This is a genomic window from Sphingobacterium sp. 1.A.5, from assembly GCF_002734235.1.
Lineage (GTDB): Bacteria > Bacteroidota > Bacteroidia > Sphingobacteriales > Sphingobacteriaceae > Sphingobacterium > Sphingobacterium daejeonense.
On sequence record NZ_PEBA01000001.1, the window covers coordinates 134426 to 155789 of the forward strand.

At 37.3% G+C, this 21364-nt stretch carries 15 protein-coding genes; 10 read left to right on the forward strand and 5 right to left on the reverse strand.

Going from position 1 to position 21364, the window contains the following annotated elements:
• Nucleotides 1–4 precede the first annotated feature (4 nt).
• Together CRT24_RS00655 and CRT24_RS00660 are read left to right on the forward strand one after the other, a co-directional pair.
• The gene (locus CRT24_RS00655) at nucleotides 5–2434 is read left to right on the forward strand and encodes an outer membrane beta-barrel family protein (RefSeq protein ID WP_099369331.1); all 2430 of its coding nucleotides are present in this window, start codon (nucleotides 5–7) and stop codon (nucleotides 2432–2434) included.
• A 204-nt stretch (nucleotides 2435–2638) separates the two neighbouring features.
• Nucleotides 2639–3226 (forward strand): TIGR00730 family Rossman fold protein, encoded by a 588-nt coding sequence (locus CRT24_RS00660; protein ID WP_099369332.1) that lies wholly within the window; start codon nucleotides 2639–2641, stop codon nucleotides 3224–3226.
• A gap of 3 nt (nucleotides 3227–3229) precedes the next feature.
• Here the strand turns inward: CRT24_RS00660 and uxaC are convergent, their stop codons facing one another.
• Entirely contained in the window at nucleotides 3230–4636 is a 1407-nt protein-coding gene (uxaC, locus tag CRT24_RS00665; protein WP_099369333.1) for a glucuronate isomerase, read from the reverse strand.
• A gap of 131 nt (nucleotides 4637–4767) precedes the next feature.
• Between uxaC and CRT24_RS00670 the strand changes: the two genes are divergently transcribed.
• On the forward strand, nucleotides 4768–5589 hold the full coding sequence (locus CRT24_RS00670) for an SMP-30/gluconolactonase/LRE family protein (protein WP_099369334.1): 822 nt from the start codon (nucleotides 4768–4770) through the stop codon (nucleotides 5587–5589).
• A gap of 112 nt (nucleotides 5590–5701) precedes the next feature.
• Here CRT24_RS00670 and CRT24_RS00675 read toward each other — a convergent pair whose 3' ends face one another.
• Entirely contained in the window at nucleotides 5702–6367 is a 666-nt protein-coding gene (locus CRT24_RS00675; protein ID WP_099369335.1) for a TlpA disulfide reductase family protein, read from the reverse strand.
• Nucleotides 6368–6632: 265 nt separating this feature from the next.
• Here CRT24_RS00675 and nagB point away from each other — a divergent pair, with 265 nt between their 5' ends.
• Complete coding sequence (gene nagB / locus CRT24_RS00680; protein WP_099369336.1) at nucleotides 6633–8555, forward strand: glucosamine-6-phosphate deaminase; 1923 nt, start codon at nucleotides 6633–6635, stop codon at nucleotides 8553–8555.
• Between the two features lie 161 nt (nucleotides 8556–8716).
• On the forward strand, nucleotides 8717–11134 hold the full coding sequence (locus CRT24_RS00685) for a TonB-dependent siderophore receptor (protein ID WP_099369500.1): 2418 nt from the start codon (nucleotides 8717–8719) through the stop codon (nucleotides 11132–11134).
• A gap of 86 nt (nucleotides 11135–11220) precedes the next feature.
• Here the strand turns inward: CRT24_RS00685 and CRT24_RS00690 are convergent, their stop codons facing one another.
• Nucleotides 11221–12165 (reverse strand): helix-turn-helix transcriptional regulator, encoded by a 945-nt coding sequence (locus CRT24_RS00690; protein WP_099369337.1) that lies wholly within the window; start codon nucleotides 12163–12165, stop codon nucleotides 11221–11223.
• Nucleotides 12166–12254: 89 nt separating this feature from the next.
• On the opposite strand from CRT24_RS00690, the gene CRT24_RS00695 reads away from it, so the two are divergent.
• From CRT24_RS00695 to CRT24_RS00705, 3 genes are all read left to right on the forward strand, one after another.
• Nucleotides 12255–14678, forward strand: a complete 2424-nt coding sequence (locus CRT24_RS00695) for a TonB-dependent receptor plug domain-containing protein (protein ID WP_099369338.1) — start codon at nucleotides 12255–12257, stop codon at nucleotides 14676–14678.
• Nucleotides 14679–14702: 24 nt separating this feature from the next.
• A complete protein-coding gene (locus CRT24_RS00700; RefSeq protein ID WP_099369339.1) occupies nucleotides 14703–16055 on the forward strand; it encodes a hypothetical protein in 1353 nt (450 codons plus the stop codon).
• A gap of 85 nt (nucleotides 16056–16140) precedes the next feature.
• Nucleotides 16141–17619, forward strand: coding sequence for a PepSY domain-containing protein (locus CRT24_RS00705; RefSeq protein ID WP_099369340.1), 1479 nt, complete (start codon nucleotides 16141–16143; stop codon nucleotides 17617–17619).
• A 126-nt stretch (nucleotides 17620–17745) separates the two neighbouring features.
• Here the strand turns inward: CRT24_RS00705 and CRT24_RS00710 are convergent, their stop codons facing one another.
• Nucleotides 17746–18096, reverse strand: a complete 351-nt coding sequence (locus CRT24_RS00710) for a phage holin family protein (protein ID WP_099369341.1) — start codon at nucleotides 18094–18096, stop codon at nucleotides 17746–17748.
• Between the two features lie 151 nt (nucleotides 18097–18247).
• Here CRT24_RS00710 and CRT24_RS00715 point away from each other — a divergent pair, with 151 nt between their 5' ends.
• Entirely contained in the window at nucleotides 18248–18661 is a 414-nt protein-coding gene (locus CRT24_RS00715) for a DUF2147 domain-containing protein (protein ID WP_099369501.1), read from the forward strand.
• Nucleotides 18662–18796: 135 nt separating this feature from the next.
• The gene (gene kbl / locus CRT24_RS00720; protein WP_099369342.1) at nucleotides 18797–19987 is read left to right on the forward strand and encodes a glycine C-acetyltransferase; all 1191 of its coding nucleotides are present in this window, start codon (nucleotides 18797–18799) and stop codon (nucleotides 19985–19987) included.
• Between the two features lie 209 nt (nucleotides 19988–20196).
• On the opposite strand, the gene CRT24_RS00725 is transcribed toward kbl, so the two are convergent.
• The gene (locus CRT24_RS00725) at nucleotides 20197–21156 is read right to left on the reverse strand and encodes a hypothetical protein (RefSeq protein WP_099369343.1); all 960 of its coding nucleotides are present in this window, start codon (nucleotides 21154–21156) and stop codon (nucleotides 20197–20199) included.
• Nucleotides 21157–21364: the final 208 nt, after the last annotated feature.

The following is a 21364-nucleotide window of genomic DNA, read 5'->3' on the forward strand; positions in this document are numbered from 1 at the left end:
TATAATGGGACGAATAATTACAATGATGATCCTCTTTCTTGCTGCGATTGCAAGTAAAGCCCTAGCTAACCCGATGGCTCAGGATACAGATATCAAAGGTCGCGTATTGAATCAGGATAATCAGCCTGTTGCAGCAGCCTCTGTATATCTGATGTCTTCAACTGCAAATGTATTGATAAAGAGTGCCGTGACAGATGAAAACGGGGTTTACACCATCATCAAGGCTCCCAAAGGGAGTTATTATATCGAGGTAACTTCAGTAGGATACAGCAAGGGCAAATCAGCCGTGTTTGAATTGGGGGATCAAACCTATCAAGCAGAGGACATTAAATTAAGTCCAAGTAGTCAAAGCATTGAAACAGTAACTGTTCAAGGTCAGATGCCAACCGTTCGAAATGTCAATGGCAAGCTCGTATTGAACGTTGAGAATTCTACATTGGCGGCAGGTAACAATGCGCTAGAAGTCGTAAAACGTGCACCAGGCGTAAGTGTTGACAAGGATGATAACCTTCAACTTATGGGGCAACAAGGTGTTACGGTTACAATTGATGGTAGACAAACCTATATGACAGGTGAACAGTTGTCGAATTTCTTGAAATCTACAGATGCTGCGCAGATCAAAAGTGTAGAAGTATCGACCACCAGATCTGCAAAAGAAGATGCAGAAGGTGCAGTAGGCTCCATTAATATAGTGCTTAAAAAGAATAATACCGAAGGTTTCAATGGTTCATTTATAGCGAGTGCAGCTCATGGTAAACATTTACGTGGTAACAGTTCTTTGAGCTTGAACTATAAGAAAAGAAATACTACGCTTTTTGGATCCTACGCCTATACAAACGATAAACAAGAAAACACTCTAAACCTATATCGTGAAATTAGAAATAGAGAAAACATCACATATTTTGATCAGAAGGCTAAATTCTTAGAAAGAAGTAAGAACCATAACTTCCGTGCAGGTATTGAGCAAAAAACATCCGAAAACAACACAATGATGTTTCAGGTTTCTGGAAACAGTTATTCTGAAAAATCCGAGAACTCTAGTTTTACCAACATTGGGTCCGCACCGTCGAAGATAGACTCGATCTTAAGATCTCCTGCTAAAAATGATATGGGGCTGGATCGTATCTCCCTAAACTTCAATAATGAATACAAGATGGATACATTGGGTCAGAAATTGACCTTGGATTTAGATTGGAGTATTTTCAATAATGATGCAAACATGAACTACGACAACAGGATGGAGTTTCCTGATGGTAGTTTGGTAAAACCAGAACAGATCGATAGAAGTATCATGCCAACGGACATCGACATCTATGTTGGGAAGTTGGATTATGTTAAGCCATTCAAAAAAGGAAACCTAGAAGCGGGATTGAAGTATAGCAAAGTGAAATCGGACAACAATATGGTTTACGACAGGCTGGATGGTGATGTGTGGGAGAATATAGTTAAACGCTCTAGCCATTTCGTTTATGATGAACAAATTGCTGCAGGTTATTTGGATTACAGCAGACCTTTTGGAAAATGGACCGCAAAAGTTGGTTTACGTGCTGAATACACCATTTCAGATGCACAGTTTATTTCAAATGATGCAAGTGTGAAACGTGATTATTTGGATTTGTTCCCTTCGGCAAATATTGGTTACAACATGAGTGAAAATCATATTTTCTCTTTGGGATATGCCAAGAAAATCACCCGTCCGAACTATAGGTTCTTAAATCCATTCAGGTATTATATTGATGAGAAAACGTATCAATTGGGTAATCCAGGTGTTAAACCTCAGTATACTCATGGCTTTACATTGAACTATACTTTGATGCAGATGTTCAATTTCACATTAGGTACCGATATCACCAATGATGCGATTGTTGAAAGCATGGGTCAGGATTCTGTGTTGAATGAAACTTGGGTTACTCGTGAAAACCTAGGTAGATCGGTAACGTCATATTTGAATATGAATATACCATTCAAGGTTGGTAAAATTTGGACAATGAACAATAACATTACGGGTATTTACATGCATTTCAAAGGTCCAATTGCAGGATATGAAGTTGACCGTGGGTCGTTTTTCATTCAAGCAAATAGCTTCCACAACTTCAGAATAAACCCTCAGTGGTCATTTGAAGCATCAGTAAATGGAAATACTCCATTCATCTATAACCTTTTTAAAATTCAAGGAAGGATCAATACCGACCTAGGGGCTAATTACAACTTCAAGGACCAAAAAAGCTCTTTAAAACTAGCGGTAACGGACGTTTTCAGAAGCAACAGAAATAATTTAGATACAGATTTCAACGAATTCAGATCAAGTATTCGTCAATATAACGATAATCAAACAGTGCGTTTGACATTCACCTACAAATTCGGTAACCTAAAACAACAGATCCGAAAAAGCGATTCCAAAAACGAGGAAAAGGACAGGGTGTCAACCAACTAATAAGGTCTTTGTTTCAATGTTTAGTTAATAAGGTCCCAGATCGCCCGATCTGGGGCTTTCTTGTTTTATTAGATATGAGATATGAGATTTGAGATATTAAACTGGATATGGGATTTGAGATATGAGATTTGAGATATGGAGTAGCGTTTTTCTATCCCATATCCCACGTCTCACATCTCACATCTATTCCCTATATTTACCCACATGAAACTTAATCAAATCGTAGTTTTCTGTGCTTCGAGTCCGGGGCATGGTCAAGCATTTTTAGAGGCTGCTAAGGAAGTTGGGAAGGTGTTTGTAGAAAAGCAGATTACGTTGGTTTATGGCGGAGGCAGGGTTGGATTGATGGGAGCAGTGGCAGATGCAGTTATGGAAAATGGCGGCCATGTCATTGGTGTGATTCCTCAATTTCTCAATAGCAAAGAGATTGGACATAGTGGAATTACAACCTTGATTGAGGTGGATACCATGCATGAGCGCAAAGCTAAGATGAATGCTCTCTGTGATGGAGTGATTGCGATGCCAGGAGGATTTGGTACTATGGAGGAATTATTTGAAATGACTACTTGGGGGCAGTTGGGCTTGCATAAAAAACCAATTGGCATATTGAATGTCGATGGTTTTTACGATCATTTCATTGCTTTTATCCAGCATATGGTAGACTCTGGTTTATTGAAAGAAGAAAACCAAAAGATGATATTATATTCAGATAATATCGAAGATCTATTGGAACAAATGGAAGCTTATGAAGCGCCACCTGTTCCAAAATGGTTGAATATCGAAAGGTCCTAGATCTTATTTCTTAAACGGGAAGTAATTTTTGGCATTGTAATAACAAATGTCCTGGATTACTTTACCTATCCATTTGATATCATTTGGTAACTCGCCATTTACAATATCTTCCGCGAAGATATTGCATAATAATCTCCGGAAATATTCGTGTCTTGGGAATGAAAGGAAGCTCCTGGAATCGGTTAACATCCCAACAAAACGACTGATCAAACCAATATTAGACAAACTATTGATCTGTTTGGTCATTCCATCCTTTTGATCATGATACCACCAAGCCGATCCATATTGTATCTTCCCAGCGATGGATCCATCGTTGAAGTTTCCACACATCGCTGCAAAAAGATCGTTGTCAGAAGCATTTAAGTTATAGAGGATTGTTTTGCCTAAGGTCTCTTTTTCAGCTAATTTTCCCAGGAACTTCACCAAGCCCAATCCTTGACTGTAATCACCAATACTGTCAAAACCAGTATCAGGACCAAGTTTCTTGAGAGCACCAGAATTGGTATTTCTGAAAGCTCCAACATGAAATTGTTGAACCCAATTTTTTTCATGGTCCCACTCTGCAAAATAAATCAGCAGCGCAGATTTGAACTTATTGATCTCTTCCAGGTTTAGATCACTTCCCGATCTTACTTTTTGGAAAATGCTTGAAATTTCCGATTCCGTATACTCTTCAGCGTAAAGATGACTCAAGCCGTGATCAGATACACAACAGCCATTTTCAGCAAAATAGTCATGTCTAGATTTTAAAGCATCGATATATTGTTGGAAGCTCTGGATATCTTGGTCGATTACTACACCTAATTTATCAACATACTGATTGAAAGCCTCCTTATTTTCGGGACTCATAGCTTTGTCTGGTCTGAAAGCGGGAAACATACTGAAGCTTGCCGGGTTTTTCGCATATGCCTGATGATATTCCAATGAATCTATCGGGTCATCGGTTGTACAAATGGTCTCGACGCGCATCTGTTCCAATAAACCATGAACAGATTTGTCAGGGTTTCTTAATTCAGCACTTGCTTTATCATAAACTGCGTCTGCATTTTCAGCTGACAATAGTTCATAAATGCCAAAATAGCGCTGCAATTCTAAGTGGGTCCAGTGATAAAGTGGGTTTCTCAGCGTATATGGTACAGTTTCAGCCCATTTTTTGAACTTTTCTTGATCTGTAGCAGAACCAGTAATGTATTTCTCATCAATACCATTGGCTCGCATAGCTCTCCACTTATAATGATCACCATGCAGCCAAATTTCCGTGATGTTTGAAAACTGTTTGTTTTCTGCTACTTCATTTGGGGGTAAGTGATTGTGATAATCTATAATTGGCAGATCTTTAGCGAAATCATGGTAAAGTTCTTCCGCAGTCCGGCTCTGTAAAAGGAAGTTTTCGTCCAAGAATGGTTTCATGTTCAATTTTTGTTGTTTATAAGTTTAGAATCGATTGAGTCTGAAAATAAGTAATTCTGAATTAAAAGCTAACAAAAACCTTTAAAAAATGTTATATTTATAGTTAGAGTCTCATTAACAACCATATTAATATGAAAACAACAATAATATTCGCACTTCTTTTGTTCTGTACTCAAATAGGTTTTGGCCAAAAGAAATTGACCCAGCTTTGGGAATCTAAGGAACAACTTCCGACCCCCGAATCTGTGCTATACGACCCAGGGAAATCTGTACTTTATGTTTCGTTGATCGATGGCGATGGTTCTGCAAAGGATGGCAAAGGTGGTGTAGCCATATTAAACCCTGATGGAAGTCTTAAAGATGCAACATGGATTCAAGGATTGAACGCTCCTAAAGGTTTGGCTATGTACAAAGACTTATTGTACGTTGCTGATATCGACGAAGTCGTAGTCATTGATATGATCACTGGCAATGTAATCAATCAAATCAAAGTGCCAGAGGCTCAGTTCTTGAACGATGTAACTGTAGACAACAATGGTAAAGTATATGTTTCCGATACTAGAAGAGGAGAGATCTATGTAATTCATAATAATAAACCGAGTTTGTTTATGAAGGATGTGAAAGATGTCAATGGATTAAGAGTCATTGATGGAACTCTATACGCAATGGCTGGACCAGAATTGTGGAAGATCGATGCAAATAAGAATCATACCGTAGTTGCAAAAGGACTTGCACTTGGTGGTGATGGCTTAGAACCTGTTGGAGACGGAAGTTTCTTGGTGACTTGTTGGGGAGGACTAATTTATCATATTGGCGCAGACGGAAAAGTAAATGAACTGCTGGACTTGAGAGACAATATGAAAACCGCAGATTTAGGTTTCAATCAGAAAGAACAAATCCTATACGTTCCAACATTTTTGAACAACAGTGTTGTAGCTTACAAATTGGATTAAAAACATAAACAGGTTGAATAATATCTTTATTCAACCTGCTTTTTTTATTCTCTTCTATCGTAGGAAATATCAACCAAACGGTATCTAACTACTAAATACTTTCTACTTTATACTATTTTAAGATTTCTCTTAATTTATTGTTCAAGTCTTCTCCGTGTAGGTTTCTGGCAACAACTTTCCCTTCGGGGTCTACTAGGATGTTTTGTGGAATTGCTTTTACGCCATAAGCTTGACCTGCGGAGTTGTTCCAGCCCTGAAGGTCTGATACATGTTTCCAGGTTAGATTATCGTCTTTTACTGCCTTTGCCCAAGCGTCAAATTCGCGATCGAAAGAAACCCCCAAGATTTCAAAGTTTTTATCCTTGAATTCCGCATAAGTTTTCACCAATTTCGGATTCTCTTCTCGACATGGAGGACACCAAGAAGCCCAAAAGTCAATCAATACATACTTGCCTTTTAAATCAGAGAGTGCGTAAGGTTCACCGTTTAAGTCCAATTGTGTGATGCTAGGTGATTTTTTACCTGGCATGGTATTTTTAAGGGCGTCCAAATATCTTTCAAATAACTTTCCGTCATTTGTTTTTCTAACTTTTTTATCCAATTGCTTGAATAGGCCAGCTAATTCTTGATAGTCTGGATAGTAACCACCTACCTTTTGAATGAGGCGGATGGAGTTGACATCTTTTGGATTTGCTTTTACCTGTGCTATTAATTCTTCCTTTGTTTGGGAAAACAATAAGCTGGGAATTAGGGCTATTAATAATAATAATTTCTTCATTTTATGTTTTTCTGTAGGCCAAATTTATGGAATAACTACCAAACTACTAGATTTTATTTTGTAAAAATCTCATTGCTGTATTTATTCTTTAATGATTCTCTTAGTAAATAATAACGTTGAATAGGTATAATTATTGGTTAAACAATTTTCAAAAAATGCGATTATTTGCTTTTAGAGCGACAAAAACAAAAAGATTTGCATTTTTTGTGGGCTGAGGCTTATAAATTACTAAATTTGAGGCTCACTAAGGTATTTTTCAATTTAAATGGCAAGATTAAATTTATTAGAGGAAACCCGCTTTGAGAAAGTTCCGGTAACGGTTTATCCCTCTCAAGACGAAGCTTCTGTAAAAGTTGCTGAGCGCATCGCTACTATCATTAAAGATAAGCAAGCAAAAGGGGAAAAGGCAGTTCTTGGATTAGCCACAGGAGCTACGCCGGTCAAAGTCTACAAAGAACTTGTTAGAATGCACAAAGAAGATGGTTTAAGTTTCAACAATGTTGTCACTTTCAACCTGGATGAGTATTATCCGATGCTTCCAACTGCAGAGCAGAGTTATGTAGCATTTATGAACAAGCATTTGTTCAGCCATGTTGATATTCCACAAGAAAACATCAACATTCCTGATGGTACGCTAGCACCAGAAGATGTTCAAGCTTTTTGTGAAGCTTATGAACAAAAGATCTCCAACTTAGGAGGTTTAGATATCCAGATTTTGGGTATCGGTCGTACAGGACACATCGGTTTCAACGAACCAGGTTCTGCGCCAAACTCAGGTACTCGCTTGGTAACCTTAGATGACCTTACTAGAAGAGATGCTTCTCGCGAATTCGGTGGTAAGGAAAATGTACCTACAAAAGCGATCACAATGGGGGTCGGTACAATCTTCAAAGCCAAAGAGATTGTATTGATGGCATGGAACGAAAAGAAAGCTGAAATCGTGAAAAAAGCAGTGGAAGGAGAAATTTCATCTGAAATCCCTGCAACTTACCTTCAGATGTCTGACCATGTTGAATTTGTATTGGATGAAGATGCTGCGTCAGCATTGACACGTTTCAACCTTCCTTGGTTGGCTCATGATGTCATCTGGACCGATAAATTGGTTAAAAAAGCAGTCGTTTGGTTGTCACGTCATTTGGATAAAGCAATCCTGAAACTTACAGATGATGACTACAATAACAATGGTATGGCTCAACTCATTACCGAGCAAGGTACCGCTTATAGCATCAACATCAGGATTTTCAATGAATTGCAACGTACGATCACAGGTTGGCCGGGAGGAAAACCAGGAGTAGACGACTCCAATCGCCCTGAAAGAGCTGAACCTGCCCACAAAAATGTAATCCTATTCTCTCCACACCCAGATGACGACGTAATCTCAATGGGTGGTACATTTATCCGTTTGGCGGATCAGGGTCACAATGTACATGTTGCTTACCAAACTTCAGGAAACACAGCAGTATGGGATGATGATGTATTGCGTTATTTAGAATTTGTACAGGATTTCGCTGTAGCTATTGAAGATGATAATGGGGTAACCCGTAATATCTATGACGAGGCGCGTGAATTCTTCAAGGTAAAAACTCCTAACCAAGTAGATCCTGAGATTATCAGAACTATTAAAGGGTTAATCCGTAAAGGTGAAGCTATCGCTGGAGCTCGTTTTGTTGGTCTTCCGGATGAAAACATCCACTTTATGGACCTTCCATTCTATGACCGCGGTAAATTCTCCAAAGAAATCAACTTCGAAGATGATATTCAGCAAACAATGGAACTACTGCGTCAAGTAAAACCTCAACAGGTATTTGCGGCAGGAGATTTTGCAGATCCACATGGTACACACAAAGTTTGTTTCGATATTATCCTTGAAGCATTGCTTCGCTTAAGAGAAACTGATGAGTGGACTAAAGATTGTTGGTTATGGTTGTACAGAGGAGCATGGCATGAATATCCTATCCATGATATCGAAATGGCTGTTCCACTATCTCCACAAGAAGTGAAACGCAAGCGTTTGGCAATCTTCAAACATCAATCACAAAAAGACCTTCCTGTATTCCCTGGAGATGATCCAAGAGAATTCTGGGTTCGTGCTGAAGATCGTACTAGCGAAACTGCTGGATTATACCACCAACTTGGTTTGGCGAACTATGAAGCTATTGAAGCTTTCGTACGCTGGAAATTTGATTAATAGTATCAGATATATACTTCTAAATGCCCCTTCTGTTAGTAGGGGCATTTTTTGCGTCAAAAATTTCGGATTTTGAAGCTTTTTGTCGGATTCTTTATTTTTTAAGTGTCCCTTCAACATTACTTTTGTTGCACTATTTAGAATTAGTACAAATAAAAGCAATGAAAATATCACATCTACTACTTTTCATTGGTGCAACTTTCTTTTATACAGCAGTTAATGCACAAACAACTATAAAAGGTAAATTAAGTACCAATAACAACGAGTCAATCTCTGGATTAAATATCAAAGTAAAAGATAAGGTTACCATGTCCGATACAGCAGGTAACTTTGAATTATACATTCCATTCACTGGGAATTTCCAAGTTGAAATTACGGGTATGGGCTTTCATAAGGAGACCATTTTTGTAAATCCAAAAGATGAAGAAACGTTCCTGGGAACCATAGTGATAAAACATTCCAACAACAATATCCAACAAGTTGATGTTACGGGTTACAATTCTTTGAATGAAAAGGTTCTGAACATTGGCAAGGCTGGCATCTTGGATCGTGATTTACCACAGGCTGTTCAGATTGTCAATGCCCAAGTTATCGAGGATCAACAGATCAATAGATTGAGCGACGCGTTGAAAAATGCCAATGGTGTTGCAATGGGGGCCAATAGAGGGGGTGTAAATGAAAACTTCTATGCCCGTGGATACAGTTTAGGTTCCAACAATATTTTCAAAAATGGAGCAAGGACAAACAATGGTGGATCAATCGAAGCAAGTACATTAGAATCGGTTGAGATATTAAAAGGTAGTGCTGCTATCTTATACGGCGGAGTTACAGGTGGTGCCGTTGTAAACTTGGTTACCAAAAAACCTAAGTTTGAGTATGGTGGCGAGGTATCTATGCGTGTTGGAAGTTTTAATCAATACAAACCTATTGTGGATGTATATGGGCCGCTGTCGAAAAAGTTAGCTTTTCGTGTCGTAGGAACAGGCGAATACGCTGAAAGTTATAGAGATTATGTGGAGAGCAAACGCTTTTATATCAATCCATCATTATTATATCAGATCTCTGAGAAATCAAGCCTGAACTTTATGTTCGATTACCTTAAATCAGACTTTACACCAGACTTTGGAATTGGATCGGTAGATGGTAAAATTAATGAAGAGGTAGGACGAAATACATTTATAAATACGCCTTGGGCTTTTAATAAGACGAATTCTTCAAGTGGGCAGATCAATTTTGAACATAAATTCTCTACCAATTGGGATTTACAAGCTATTGCGAGTTATCAAAAGTATGATCGTGATTATTATGGTTCGGAAAGAATTCAAGCAAAGGCCGATGGTCTTGCACCGAGAGCTCTAAGCAGAACCGAAACAAATGAATTAACATTCAATCAGCAACTGAATTTGGGAGGAACAGTAATGACTGGAACCATAAAACATCAAATCTTAGTTGGTGCCGATGCTGATCAATCAAATACCGAAAATTATGCTTTTAATATTTATGGGAAAGGGTTGGGTCAAAAGCCTAATACTGCGTATGATACCATCAATGTGTTTGATCCTTATAATTCTATTTCTAGAACCGATATCCCTGGTGTAGATTTAAAAACTAGGACCACAACTGATATTTACAGATACGGTACCTTTGTTCAAGATTTAGTTTCATTGACCAAAGAATTCAAGGTATTGGCTGGAATCCGTTATACGTATCAAAAGACCAAAAATGCCGAAGTATATGATTATGCAACAGGGGAAACAACAACAACTCCGAATAAAGGAAAAGATGATGTGGATATGGGAAATAAGATAGATAAAGCATGGTCACCAAAAGTAGCTTTGATCTATCAACCCATCCCTACAACTAGTCTTTATGTAAGTTATGCAAATAATTTCACCTCAAATTCTGGGTATGACATCAATTATCAACCCATGGGACCATCATTGATAGATCAATATGAAGCTGGAGTAAAGAATGATTTCTTTAATGGTCGTGTGACAGCAAATCTAACATGGTATAAGATAGTGAACAATAGGTTTGCACAGACCATTATTGAAGCAGACGGATCAGTAAAAGATGCCAATATGAAGGAATTTACTGGTAAAACAGCTTCAGATGGTATCGAGCTTGATGTATCAGGAAAGATTACCGAAGGGTTGAATATTTTAGCCGGATACAGCTACAATTTTATGAGATACCTGGAAACCAATGATAATGGAAATGTGGAAGATGTTCGTTTGGTTGGAACAACTGCCCACACAGCAAATGGAACAATTTTCTATACCCTACAAAATGGTTCACTTAAAGGTCTGAAATTAGGATTATCAACCTTCTATACCGGAAAAAGAAATGCGGGATGGAATAATACCAAAGTAAATGAAAGAGAAGGTGTTGATAGATTGATCCCAATTGATCCTTTCACAACATTTGATTTTTCTGCAGGATACACTTATAAAAACTGGAGCATTCTAGGAAAGATCGCAAATATCGGGAATGCATTCAATTACTATGTACATGAAAACTACAGTGTAAATCCAATTCCTCCTAGAAACTTTACAGGTACCTTGAGCTATAGATTCTAAGATTTGTTTCATAAATAGTAATAATTGCAAAAAGCTGCTTCAAATTTGAAAGCAGCTTTTTTTATTAAAATAGATGGAGTAATTGCTTAGAATAAATGAATGGAGTTCAATATCTCAGGGATGGCCTGAACTCCCTCGTGTGCCACCAAAAAAGTATAGCGCAAGGAGTTGGGAATAATTCCGAAATACTTCTTGAATGCCGTAGTAAAATGAGTTGAATGTTTATAGCCTGTCATCCTTGCCACATCTGAAACGCGATATTTGCCCATAAGAATCAGTTTTTTGGCATGCTCCATTTTCATTTCCGTAATATAGCTCATGATGGTCTTGCCGTAGTATTGCTTAAAATGTTTTTTAAGATACTGCTCATTCGTGCCTACTGCTTTTGCAAGTTCGGTGATAGTATGATTTTGCGAAAGATCCTCGTCAATTAACTTTTTGGCCATTTGGATCTTTTCATAATGATTTTTATTGGAAATAATCTCTTTATTATCGTTCTCAACATACAAGCTCTCCACTTGATGAATGATAACCTCCAGTAATAATGATTGAATCTTCAGCTGGTTTAAATATGAATCAGCTTCATATAAATCAAAGACCTGATTTAACGATAAAGAAATTCTTCCATCAGATTTGGTCAATAGGCCATGCAGAAAGCGCTGCTGATCCTCTACGTATTTATTATGGAAAGCTAAGAGTTTGTCACTCGGAATTAGCATCAACAGGATTCTATTGTCTAGACAGATGCTTTTTAAATCAAAATGATCACCCTTATTCATGTGAATCAGCATGTTCTCCCCTGATTGTAAGAGGTAAGAGTTCTGCTGAATCTGTAGTCCGCAATTGGCAGAATCCTCTAGAACCAATAAATTTAAATAGCCTTCAATAGGGGAAATAAAGCTAAACCGTTGCCTTCCTTTAAGCACAGTAAAATACATCAATGTGCCCAATTCGAGCATATTGGCAGATAATTCATTGTTCTTTTTAGTTAAAATTTCCGATTGCGTAGCTTTTTTTTCCGATTGCGTCATTTTGCTATTTAGAATAATTCTACATTTGCAGCAGTATTTATTTAGACTTGTTCTAAAGAAAATCAAAATTAGTACATTAATCTGGAATAATGAAACATTTTTGCCTTACCAACTTATTTTTATTGATCACAACCTTGCTGTTTGCACAGCAGTCTACGATCACTGGAAAGGTTCATTTATTAGATGGAACACCTGTTTCAAAAGCAACAGTCCGTATAGAAGGAACAAAGATCGTATCAGTTTCTGACGATCAAGGTCTTTATAAATTAGAACAAGTGCCATATGGTAAACAAACCATCTTGGTAACATCTGTCGAAATCAAATCCAAAAAACTTCCGCTTGAAGTCAATAAGCCAATTTACGATCTTCATATTCATATCGACCCTAGAGGTGATATCAGCTTAGATGAAGTAAGGGTACAGGGTAATTCAGTAAAAAGACAAATTGAAACAAAGGGTTTTGCTGTAAATGTAATTGAAACTAAAGAAGCATCAACAAGGAATATTCAAACCAACGAATTGCTAGATCGAACTGTAGGTGTAAGAGTTCGCCAGAGTGGAGGTCTTGGTTCTGAAGTGCAATACAATTTGAATGGAATGACGGGTCGCTCAGTAGGGATATTTATCGATGGTATTGAAATTTCAACCTACGGATCTTCCTTCAACCTTAATAATATTCCTCCAGCCATGATTGAACGCATAGAGGTTTATAAAGGGGTATTGCCTGCACATTTAACAGGCGACCTATTAGGAGGAGCAATTAATATCGTACTCAAAAAAGGAACCTCAACAAATAACTTGTCTGCATCAATTTCTTACGGGTCTTTTAATACTTCACAGGCGGATGTAAGTGGATTGTATAGAAATCCAAAATCTGGGTTTACAACACGCGTTTCTGGAAGTTTTTTGAATACAGACAATGATTATGAAATATGGGGTAAGTTTTCTAAGTACATAGAACCTAATGGTGTCGTTCAGCGTAATTATAGAACCAAAAGATTTTTTGATGGATATAGAGCATTGTCAGGAAGATTTGAAGCTGGATTCACTGATGTAAAATGGGCAGATGCTTTTTTCTTGGGTTATAATATCTCTGATTCATATAATGAAATACAGCATGGACAAACTATGGGTACACCCTATATGGGAAGAACATCAGAAGCAAGTGCCAATGTATTAAGCCTAACGTATAACAAAAAGGATCTATTAATCCCTGGGTTAGGATTGTCTACTAATGCTGTTCACAGCTTTAGAAATACAAACATATTGGATACCGTGCCATGGGCATATAATTGGGATGGGCAAATCCGTCTCGATTTAAATGGAAATCCTATTCGGACACTTGATGGCGCTCAGCAAGGGAAACCTTCAATGACTGACATTGACCGTCAGGTAACTAATATCCGTACAAATTTAAGTTATGACATATTCTCAGGACATAGATTGTCCGTGAATCATGTATTCTATACCGTAGCCCGGAAGGATAAGAATTTGTTGATTAAGGACGGAAATACTGGTATTAATAGTTCAAACGACCTAGCAAAAAATGTAATTTCATTTAATTACGAGGCTCAAACCCTAAATAATAAGCTTACTACTAATTTATTCTATAAAATTTACCAGCAGTCGATAGGGAGTAACATTTTCCGAAGTGTTATTGAAAATGACCAAACTGTTATTGTCAAGGACGAAATGAAGGACAATAGGACCAATACAGGTTATGGACTTGCTGCTTCTTACAGGTTATTTGATCGTGTAGTATTATTAGCTTCTGCTGAAAGAGCTGTCCGTATGCCCGTAGACATGGAAACTTTTGGAAGCCCAGAAGATAATGTGTTGGCAAATCCAGGAATATCTCCGGAAATCAGTAATAACTACAATGCTGGTTTTAGGCTGGGAACCTATCAATTCGATAATCACAAGATTTCACTAGGGACAAATGTTTTCTGGAGAAATACTAAGGATCGGATTATGCCTAAAGCAAATGAATTGATCAACAATCAGGAGATTGAATTGACTCAGTATATTAACTTAGGGCTTTCTCAATCAGTAGGATTCGAAGGAGAATTGACTTATGCTCATAAAGACAATCTCACGGTGATGTTTAATTTCTCGAAATTCAATTCACTATTCAAGCAAGAATTTGATGAAAGAACAGGCCAGAAAATGACCTACTATAATAAACAGATCCCGAATGAACCATTCTACACAATGAATGGAAATGTTCATTACCGTTTGGATAATTTGATGCAAAAATCATCTCAATTGAACTTGTTTTACAACATTGGCTATGTTGCGCCATTCAGCACCGTATGGCCAGATTCGGAATGGTTTGTTACTCCAGCTCAATATGCTCAAAATCTAGGTATGAGCTATGTTTTCCCTAGCAAAAAAATAATACTTGCTCTGGATGTCAAGAATGTTTTCAACGCGGAAATCTACGACAATTTTGGGGTTCAAAAACCTGGTCGTGGATTCTATCTAAAGCTGAATTACTCAATTAATAATATATAATAATTACTCTTAAATTTTTTTACAATGAAAATGAACATGCTAAAGTTTGCCCTAATAGGTGCAGTAGTTTCAACTATAAGTTTTTCAAGTTGTTCCAAAGATAGTGGGCCAGACACTGAAAATGAAGACAATGTTCGTTGGGTAACTGTTTCTGGAGCTTTAATGGATACTGAACCAGGTGATGGAAATGCAGGAACAATGGTTTTTGCCATGAAACCTGAAGACGCAAAAAACCCTGCTTTCTCGGTTAATGTTTTTGACCAAGGACAGCACGTGAAATCATCAAGAACAGCTCGCCTGCAAGCATCTTCTGATGGTAAATACCTTTACAATATTCAATATACAGGTGATGATGGTGGTATGTTCCAAAAATATAGAGTGCGCGGTGGTAAGACTTTAGTTCCTGAAGGACCAGAAGTGCATACTGCAACCTATGTTAGTACTTCACCACGTTGGTTAAAAGCTGCTGAAGGAATTGGAGTAGCAGTTAGAGGAACAGGAAACGATGTAGTTTATACAGGAGAGAAACCAAACTTCGTATACAAAGAAAGATCTTCCAAAATTGACGTTATTTCTTTGGATTTGAATAACCCTAAAATTAATAAAACCACTTCTTATGAATTGAAATTAACTCCAGAAGAAATTGAAAAAGGATACTATGTGAGCAGAATCGATGTTCCTGTAATCAACAAAGCTGGAAATAAGGTGTTTATCGGTGCTGCAGTAACCATGGATAACAAATCTTCATTCACCATAGGAACGGATGGCAAACCTACATGGTCAGCAGATAGAACTGGACAAAAAAGCTGGGCTAAAACATTGGTTTTAGATTACCCTTCATTAACTAATCCAAAAGTTCTTACATCAAACAAAACCAGAGGTAATACGAATGGATACAGAAGTACTATGCAATATGTAGGCACAGACGGACATGTGTATCAGGCAACTTCTGGTGAAGCAAAAGGAGATGGTGGTTCAAAAATCTTAAGAATTAGCTCTGCTACGAACGATTACGACAATTCATTCGCTTTCAGTTTGGACCAAGCTTTAGGAGTTAAAGATTCTTACATCGAAACTTGGAAATATGTTGGTGATGGAATCGGTTTTGTAGTTTACAATATTGCAGGAAAAGGTGGGTATATCGCAAGAATTGACCTGAAAAACAATACCGCAAAAAAATATACAATTCCTAATGAAACTGAATTGAATTTCCGTCAGATCCAAAATATTTCTTTAGAAGGTGATGATGTGTTTATTGCAATTGCACCTGTAGGAAAAGATGGAAATATCTATGTATTCAACAGAAAAACTGGAGATATGGTTGTTGGAGCAAAACTTATTAATAAAACAGGTAACCAATATATCGGAGTTTATTAACAGAACTCTTCTAAAATATTCTTTCAGGTGGGCAAACCCTTGCTCACCTGATTTTTGATTTAAAAAAATTAGTATAAAGAGAGAGATGAGTAAAAGAGTAAAGAAAACGACAACATGGATGAAGGTGAGGAAGTTCTTCAACGATATCCATTTATGGGGCGGATTGATTTCAGGAATTGTGGTCTTTGTGGTCTGTATTACTGGTACGATCTATACCTATAATACTGAAATTAGAGCCTGGGCACAACCGGAATTCAATAAAGTGAAGGTTGAGGGTCAGAAAAAGAATGCTGATGTGCTTTTAGCTGCGGTTCAGCCTGAAGTAAAGGGTAAAATCGTAGGCGTAAAAGTTCCATATGCAGACAATGCGCCAACCATGTTCTTGTACAATAAAAAGGAAAAAGAAGGTGAAGGAAAAGGTCCAGCTGATGGTAGGGGCCGTGAAGAAAGAAAAGAATCAAACGAGCTAAAGAGTCCTGAACAAGGGAAAGAACGCGCAGTAGAAGGTAAATCCGAAGAGGGGAAAGAAGCTAAAACAGAGGCTATCCCAAATGTTAAGGCTGAAACTGAACCGGAAAAGAAAGTTGAAGGAGCAAAACCAAATGCTGAACAAGGAAAACCTTCTGAGGTAAAAGGACCTCAAGGAGGCCAAAGAGGTGCTGGAGGTCCCGGTGGAGGCCGTGGTCCTAGAGCTAATCAATTGGCAGTAAATCCTTATTCTGGACAGATTATTGGCGACCCTAGCGATGTAAAAACTAAAACTGCTGATTTTATGCAGAAAATGTTCAGCCTGCATAGATGGTTAATGTTGAATGAAATAGAAGAGCCGATCTTTGAAGGCGTCGAAAATAGAAAATTAGGTTCTTGGATTACGGGTACTGCGACTTTATTGTTTCTTTTTGGGGTAATAACAGGAATTGTAATTTGGTTCCCAAATAAAATGAGATCATGGAAGAATGGATTGAACATCCGTTGGAGTGCAAATTGGAAACGGTTAAACCATGATCTGCATAATACATTAGGATTTTACAGCTGTATTATTTTATTCCTGATGGCAGTTACTGGACCATTCTGGTCTTTTGAATGGTACCGTGCAGGATGGCAAAAAACTTGGGGAACTTATAAATCTCCGGATACTCCAAAGGAAGAAAAAGCACCTGTTCTTTCCACATTACCGGCTAATGGTAAAAATCCGTTGAATATAGAAGAAACAATATTGGCGGTGAACAAAATCCTTCCCTATGATGGCGATGTCACCATCAATTTCGCTAAAGATAGCGTAGGAACCGTTACTGTGAGCAAAAACAGAGTGGGATTCTTCGCGCCATCGGCAGGAGATAAACTGACATTGGATCAATATTCAGGGGAGGTGTTGGAAAAAGATATCTTCAGAGAAAAGCCTTTTAATGAACGCGCTTCGGCGTCCATAAAGGCACTCCATATTGGAGATATTTATGGGCCATTTACTAAACTACTCTATTTTATATCTTGTCTGATCGCTACTTCACTGCCTGTTACAGGGGTTATGATATGGATCAACAAGATGAAAAAAACAAAAAAATAGCTTTTAATTTCTCTTTATACGATTGGGTCTAATCTAATATAGGTTAGGCCCAATTTTTTTTCAAAAACAAAAAGCCCAGCAACGATGCTCGGCTTTTAGTTTGTTTTTTCAATAAGGTTTTTCTGTTTATTTTTTGCTGTCGCTGCCCATTCTTCCAATAATCATTTCGATAATGGCAACTACAATCGCAAAGAATACTGCAGGCCAAAATCCAGCAACGTCAAATTTCGATCCCATAATTTTGTCGGACAACATAATCATCAAAACAGTGATGATAAATGATACAAGACCAAATGTTAACCAATTTAATGGGAAAGTAAATAATCGTAGAATTCCACCTACAACAGCATTTACGAAACCTATAACCAATCCTGTTAGGATGGCCCATCCGAATCCAGCAACTGTTACCCCTGGAATGACCCAAGACGCAAGTGCAACAACTAAACCTGTAACCAAGAGACTAATAATGAACCTCATAACTTAAATTATTTGTGTGTATTAAAAGGGTTCAAAATTAATGCCAATAAAGGTGCAGAATGGTGGTTATTTTAAGGCGTAACGAAAAAATTATTATGCTAACATAGATTAATTTATGTATATTGAACCAACAATTTTAAACACAAAGGTTATGAGACAAATAGTTGCAACATTCTGTGCCTTATTATTTTCCATTGCATTATTTGCGCAAGGCAATGATCCGATCTTAGGAAAATGGGAGAACCCAAGTGGGGAAGGACGCATAGAAATCTACAAAAAGAACAATAAGTATTTCGGAAAACTTTATTGGATAAAAGAATCCTCCAAGAAGGATGTCAAAAATCCAAACCCAGACTTAAGAAGCAGAAATATCCAAGGAACGGAGATTTTAACCAATTTCACCAAGAATGGTAAAACCTATGAAGGTGGCGAAATTTACGACCCAAAATCGGGAAAAACTTACAGCTGTAAGATGACCCTCAAAGAAGATGATAAATTGGATATACGAGGTTTTATAGGAATCAGCCTCATCGGGCGAAGTGAAACCTGGAAACGAATCAAATAGAAATAAATCAAGGGCTTTTAAAGCCCTTTTTTTGTTTATAGGGCTCTTTATGAAACGTTCATGCATTTTGGACAAACGTTTTCGTGGTTTCGACATCCAAAAAGGTTATCTTTATTGCGGATAAATTGAATTACTATGTATAAAACTCTAAAACCAGCCCTTGAAAAGGAACTTGCAGAAATTAAAGACGCAGGTTTATACAAAGAAGAACGCATTATTGTTACTCCACAAGGAGCAGATATTAAAATCAGTACTGGCCAAGAAGTGATCAACTTCTGTGCAAATAACTATTTGGGGTTATCGTCACATCCAAAAGTTATCGAAGCTGCCAAAGCTGCTATCGATAGCCATGGCTATGGAATGTCTTCGGTACGTTTTATCTGCGGTACTCAAGATGTCCACAAAGAATTAGAAGCTAAGATCTCCAAGTTCTTGGGAACTGAAGATACCATCCTTTATGCTGCAGCATTTGATGCCAATGGTGGTGTTTTCGAACCATTGTTAGGCGCTGAAGATGCAATCATCTCCGATGAGTTGAACCATGCATCCATTATCGACGGGGTTCGTCTTTGTAAAGCTCAACGATTCCGTTATAAAAATGCTGACATGGAAGACCTTGAAGCACAATTAAAAGCTGCATCAGGAGCTAGACATAAAATCATCGTAACTGACGGGGCATTCTCCATGGACGGTTCAGTAGCTCCATTGGACAAAATCTGTGATTTAGCAGATAAATATGAAGCATTGGTGATGATCGATGAGTCCCACTGTTCTGGATTTATTGGTAAAACAGGTCGTGGAACACATGAACTATTCAATGTGATAGACCGTGTTGATATTATTACAGGTACATTGGGTAAAGCGTTAGGTGGTGCATCTGGCGGTTTTACTTCAGGTCGCAAAGAAATCATTGATATGCTTCGCCAACGTTCGCGTCCATATTTGTTCTCAAACACCTTAGCCCCAGCAATTGCAGGTGCTTCTGTAGCTGTGTTGGATATGTTGAGCGAAACAACAGAATTGCGCGACAAATTAGAAGACAACACAAAATATTTCCGTGAAAAAATGACCGAAGCCGGTTTCGATATCAAACCTGGTTTCCACCCGATCGTGCCAGTAATGCTTTATGATGCTAAATTAGCTCAAGAGTTCGCAGCAAAAATGTTGGATGAAGGAATTTATGTAATCGGATTCTACTACCCTGTAGTACCTAAAGACAAAGCACGTATCCGCGTGCAGATCTCTGCAGGACACAGCAAAGAACATATTGATAAAGCTATTGCAGCATTTACCAAAGTAGGTAAAGAACTAGGCGTAATTAAGTAATAAAATACTCATCGTAGGATGAGGTAAAAAGTCCTTATAATCTAATAATGGGCGAAATTGAGGGAATAGAGCGGAAACTTACCGATGGTCTATTCCTCAATTTCGCCCATTTTATATGAAAAGAACGTGTCATCCGTGAGCTTTAGCTCAAGAAACTATTTTGGCGCATACAGTTCTTTAATCAATAAGCTATTTACTATTGTATAATATTAAAAAGTCTGAGTGATTACATTTGAATTGAAATTCTGATCTATTGTTACTGCAAAAGATTCATTTTTGTCCTTGTTTATATCTTCAAATAACTTTCCTGATAACCTAGTAATTGTATTAGGAATTAAACGAACATTTAAAATCTCTTTGCTTAAGATAACCTTCCCTGAACTATCTAATACATTTATCTTAACAGGTGAGGTCCTTTCAAATTGAGAGGTGAACCTTTGGTCAATCGTTAAGATATTTGAGGAAATTATTTGATTGGATAATGATCTCAGAGAACTAATGTCTATCACGTTGCTCACAAGATTTGTGTTAATTGGAAAAGTAATATTATCTTTTAAATCTTTTGATATATTGTAAAAAGTTGAACTGGAAATTGTTGCAATTTCTATATAAGAAGCTTCAGTTGGGATTTTATCTAATATGTTTAATTCAATTTTTGAAGTTATTCTCTTTAAAGCCAACTTAGAATATGTTGAATCTTTTGATACTTTAAAGGATTTGTTTAAAATAAAAACATCACTTATATCGTAATCTTTAATTTTAAATATTTCTTTTTCTATAAATCTTGTGAATACCAATTGATATTTTGTATACAATGAATGTGTATTACTATTATCATAACCTACTGCTCTCAATGTATAATCTCCGTTAGGAAGTTTCAAGCTTAGTGAACTAGCTGAACCTTTTACAGGTCTCATTAATGTATCTATTGGTAGTAAGTCTTTGTCAAGCAAAACATACAGAATATTATTAATTGGACTTGCTGCAGTAGAATTCGAAGTTGCAGCTTTGCTGTCCATAGGGATATGGGATTCATTAAATCCACTAACTGTAAATTTCAGTTCATGCAATTTTGAATTGTCAATTGGATTTGGTTCTTCGTTGTTTTTTGAACAGCTCAAAACAAGAGACATCCCTACAACGGTTAATAATGCTGGTATAATTTTCATAAAAAATAATTAATTGGATTAATAATTGGCCAAAGCTAAAATGATTTTATCGAATCCTAACAAAATTCAGGGACCTAAAAACCGTAATTACGGAAAATATATTTTACAATATCTGTACCTCGAGAGAAATAACCGCTAATAATGTTAAAGTTACCGTTCTAAAAATCCCATCTCGAATCTCCATTAAGTTTGTTAAATATTCCCCATC